General features: G+C 65.2%; 1 protein-coding gene. It reads right to left on the reverse strand.

The genetic code is table 11. The features are described 5' to 3' along the window. Nucleotides 1–348: IS3 family transposase (locus tag XpopCFBP1817_RS21300; protein ID WP_146090215.1), on the reverse strand; the 348-nt coding region annotated here is incomplete at both ends.

Here is a 348-nt window from a genome sequence, read left to right on the forward strand (position 1 = left end):
TCCACGATCACCAGGCACTTGATGACGCGGCCTTCGGCAGTGCGGTCGAATACGACGTCCATCGACCACACCTGGTTGGCCTGCGCTGGCCGCAGCGGCGGTTGACGCTCGCCCACCGACACCTTTTTGCGTTTGCGGCGGCGGACCTGCAGCTGCTGCTCGCGGTACAGCCGCTCCACACGCGTGTAGTTCACGATGCGCCCTTCCTGTCGCAGTTTGAGATAGATCATTCCCACGCCGTAGCGGCGATGGCGATGCGCCAACGCCAGGATGCGCTCGCGCAGCTCGACGTTGCGGTCTTCGCGCGGGCAATAGCGCAGCGCACTGGCGCTCATACCGATCGCTGCC

Source organism: Xanthomonas populi (assembly GCF_002940065.1).
In the GTDB taxonomy this organism is placed as follows: Bacteria; Pseudomonadota; Gammaproteobacteria; order Xanthomonadales; family Xanthomonadaceae; genus Xanthomonas; species Xanthomonas populi.